The organism is Streptomyces capoamus (assembly GCF_014654935.1).
Lineage (GTDB): Bacteria > Actinomycetota > Actinomycetes > Streptomycetales > Streptomycetaceae > Streptomyces > Streptomyces capoamus.
Genome location: NZ_BNBF01000008.1, coordinates 69,256 through 73,009 on the forward strand (window position 1 = coordinate 69,256; position 3,754 = coordinate 73,009).

The 3,754-nt window shown below is 75.1% G+C and carries 3 protein-coding genes and 1 pseudogene; all 4 read left to right on the forward strand.

What is annotated here, in order from left to right:
- The first annotated feature begins 125 nt into the window (after positions 1–125).
- A complete protein-coding gene (locus IE312_RS14910; protein ID WP_189981952.1) occupies positions 126–1,346 on the forward strand; it encodes an acyltransferase family protein in 1,221 nt (406 codons plus the stop codon).
- A complete protein-coding gene (locus tag IE312_RS14915) occupies positions 1,339–2,745 on the forward strand; it encodes a sensor histidine kinase (protein ID WP_189981954.1) in 1,407 nt (468 codons plus the stop codon). The genes IE312_RS14910 and IE312_RS14915 overlap by 8 nt, the downstream gene beginning before the upstream one ends.
- Complete coding sequence (locus IE312_RS14920; RefSeq protein WP_189981956.1) at positions 2,742–3,431, forward strand: response regulator; 690 nt, start codon at positions 2,742–2,744, stop codon at positions 3,429–3,431. Before IE312_RS14915 ends, IE312_RS14920 begins: the two co-directional genes overlap by 4 nt.
- 95 nt (positions 3,432–3,526) lie before the next feature.
- Positions 3,527–3,754, forward strand: a pseudogene (locus tag IE312_RS40115) (two-component sensor histidine kinase); the annotation flags it as partial.

Sequence of the window (3,754 nt, forward strand, 5' to 3'; positions counted from 1 at the left end):
CGCCGCCTTCGGCGCCCGGGTCTTCGACGCAGCCGGCGCCGACCACAGCGGCTACTTCACCCCGGGCTCGGTCTCCCTCGCCAACCTCGCCCGGATCACCCTCGACACTCCCTCGGAGGTCACCCGTGGCTGAGCCGGCCCCCGTCCGCCGTGCCCCGCACCGGCCGCTGGGCGCGGTCCACCGGGCCGCACACCGCGTGGACGCCGCCACCCCCGCCTCCCGCGACCGTGCGGTCGACGCCCTGCGCGCCGTGGCGATCCTCGGCGTCGTCCTCGGCCATTGGCTGGTCACCGCCCTGGTCGCGCAGGACGGCGCCCTGCACACGGCGAGCCCGTTGCGGCACATGCCCCGGCTCGCCCCGATCTCCTGGCTGCTGCAGACCCTGGCCGTGTTCTTCCTGGTCGGCGGCCACGTGGCGGCCCGCGGTCTGGCCTCGGCCCGCGCGCGAGGCGACTCCTACACCGACTGGCTGCGGGCCCGCCTGACCCGGCTGCTGCGCCCGGTCGCCGTCCTCCTCACCCTGTGGACGGTGGCGGCAGCCGCCCTGCTGCTCACCGGCACTCCCCTGGCCACCCTTCACAGCCTGCTGAAGCTGGCGCTGTCGCCGTTGTGGTTCCTGCTGGTCTTCGCCGCACTGACGGCCCTCACCCCGCTTGTCGCCCGCCTCAGCCCGCTCTGGCCGCTCACCGTCGTCCTGCACGTGGACCTGCTCCGCTTCGGCCTGCACCTCGGCCCGTCCTGGCTCGGCTGGACCAACCTGGCCGCCGGCTGGCTGGTCCCCTTCACCCTGGGCGCTGCCTGGGCCCGGGGCGAACTGCACAGCAGGCGCTCGGCGTGGGCGCTGCTCCTCGGCGGTACGGCGGCCACCGCGCTGCTCGTCGGGTGCGCGGGATACCCGGCGTCCATGGTCGGCGTCCCGGGCAGCGCCGTCTCCAACCTCAACCCCCCGACTCTGGCGGCCGTCACGTTCGGCCTGGCCCAGTGCGGGCTGGCGCTGCTGCTACGCGACCGGCTGCGCCGCGTCCTGGCCCGTCCGCTCGCGTGGGCGGGGGTGGCGCTCGTCAACCTCTCGGCGATGACGATCTTCCTCTGGCACCAGACGGCCATGATGACCGTCACGGCGACGGGCCTCCTCGCGGGCCGCCTGCCCGGCCTGCACACCCCGCCCGACTCCCCGGCCTGGGTGGCGTACCGCCTCGCCTGGCTGCCCCTGTTCCTGCTGGCGCTGGCCGTGTGCCGGGCGGCCTTCCGCCACCACGAACAGGGCCCGCGCCGCCCCCGCAACCGCCCGCCCCGGGTGGTGCACCGCCATCTGCCGCCGACGAAGTCCGCCCACCATGCCTAAGGTTGGCGCCGTGACACCCGCGGACCCGAGCCCCAGCACCACGCCCGCCGAGGGTCCGCGGCCCCCGTCCGAGGACACCGTGCGGCCCCGCCGGCGCCTGCGCGCCTGGCTGGGCGAGGCCCCCAGCCGTCACTCGCCGCCCTTCTCCCGGTACCGCTGGGTCCGCCTCCTCATCTATCTCGTCCTGGCCTGGGCGGCCCTGGCCATCGCCCTCGCCGGCGCCGTCGACGTCTCCGAGACGTACGGCCTCGCCTACCCCGTCGCCCTGCTCACCACGTCCCTCCAGGCGGCCACCGCCGTCCTGGCCGTCCGGCGTCCCCTGCCCGCCTGGGCGGTGTCCCTGACCGCCGCCACCGTCACCGCCCTGCTGGCCCGCCCCCACCTGGAGTCCCTCACCTCGTCCGGCCCCGACTGGCCGTGGTCGACCCCCGTGCTGCTGGCCCACATGGCCGTCCTGCTGCTCGTCGCGCTGCGCGTGCGGCCGGCCGGCACGGTGACCGCGGTCGCCGTGACCGCCCTGGTGACCTACGTCCTCGCAGCCGGCCTGGCGACCGGGCACTACTCCGGCACCGGCACGGTCGCCATCGGTCTGTTCGCCGTCGTCGCGGCGGTCGGCGGCATTCTGCGCAGCCGTCAGCAGGCCCGCAGCGAACTCGTCCAGCAGACGACGATCACCGCCGAGGAGCGGGCCCGCCGCACCCTGCTGGAGGAGCGCAGCCGGATCGCGCGGGAACTGCACGACGTGGTCGCCCACCACATGTCGGTGATCTCCATCCAGGCGCAGGTGGCGCCCCACCTGGTGCAGGAGCCCTCCGAGGAACTGCTGGAGAACCTCGCCGGCATCCGCGGCAACGCCCTGGAGGCACTCACCGAACTGCGCCGGGTGCTCGGCGTGCTGCGCTCGGAGAACACCGACGACCCCTATGGCCTGGGCGACCCCGGCACCGGAGCGGCCCCGGACGCCCCCCAGCCCACGCTGGACCGGCTCGACGCGCTGATCGAGAACACCCGGGCGGCGGGGCTCGACGTGACCGCGAGCATCGCCGGCGAGGTCCGGCCGTACGCCCAGGGGGTGGAGCTGTCGGCGTACCGCATCGTGCAGGAGGCGCTCAGCAACGCCCTGCGACATGCGCCGGGGTCCCGGGTCGGCGTCGAGATCGGGCATGTGCCGAACGGCCTGCGGCTGTCGGTGCGCAACTCCCCGCCGCGGCGCCCCGTCCCGCCTTCCCCGGGCGCCGGGCACGGGCTGCTCGGCATGCGGGAGCGGGCGGCGATGCTCGGCGGCCACGTCACCGCGGGGACCACCGCGGACGGCGGCTTCAGCGTCACGGCCTTCCTCCCCGGCGACGGCTCCCCGGCCCCGCCGAACCAGCCCCCGACAGGAGACCAGAACCCATGACCAGCGGTACCGGCAGCATCCGGGTCCTCATAGCCGACGACCAGGAGATGGTGCGGCAGGGCTTCACCGTGCTGCTCGACACCCAGCCCGACATCGAGGTGGTCGGGCAGGCGGTGCACGGCCGGGACGCCATCGCCCGGACCGCCGAACTCGCGCCGGACGTGGTGCTGATGGACGTCCGGATGCCCGAACTGGGGGGCATCGAGGCGACCCGCCGGATCACCGAGGACCACCCCGCCGTCAGGGTGCTGGTGCTGACCACGTTCGACCTGGACGAGTACGTGTACGAGGCGCTGCGGGCGGGCGCCTCCGGCTTCCTGCTCAAGGACGCCTCCGCGGAGAAGCTGGCCGAGGCGGTGCGGGTGGTGGCCGCGGGGGACGCGCTCCTGGCCCCCGGCATCACCCGCCGGCTCCTCGCCGAGTTCTCCCGCCTCGACGGGGGCGGCAGCGCAAGCCGTGCCCCGCTCAAGCGGCGCGTCGGCGACCTCACCGAGCGGGAGACGGAGGTGCTGGCGCTGATCGCGCAGGGCCTGTCGAACGCGGAGATCGCCGAGCGGCTGGTCGTGGCCGAGCAGACCGTGAAGACCCACGTGGGCCGCATCCTGGTCAAGCTGGGCCTGCGCGACCGCACCCAGGCGGCGGTGTTCGCCTACGAGTCGGGCGTGGTCCGGCCCGGCACCCGCTGAACGTCATCGGCGGCGCCGTAGTACCTGAGAGGGACCTCCCGGAACCCTTCTCCATGGGGACGACCGCGCATCCGGACCGCGCCTACCGTGTCCCCGTGACCCAGACGACCCAGACGCAGCCGACGCCGCCGGACGGCGCGTTCGAGCGGTACAAGCCGCGCAGCCCCGAGTTCCGCGCGGCGGCGGGTGCCCTGCGCGGGCTGTGGCAGGACCTGTTCCACCAGGCCTTCGCCTACCGGCCGCTGCCCCGCATGGCGGTGGACGGCCCGCTGACCCGCCACCTCCCCGCACGGACGAAGCGCCACGCGGTCTGGCTCCCGCAC

What these genes read in the sequence shown, in the direction of transcription:
- IE312_RS14915 (WP_189981954.1), top strand. Translation starts at nt 1,339, where the DNA reads ATGCCTAAGGTTGGCGCCGTGACACCCGCGGACCCGAGCCCCAGCACC.
- IE312_RS14920 (WP_189981956.1), top strand. Translation starts at nt 2,742, where the DNA reads ATGACCAGCGGTACCGGCAGCATCCGGGTCCTCATAGCCGACGACCAG.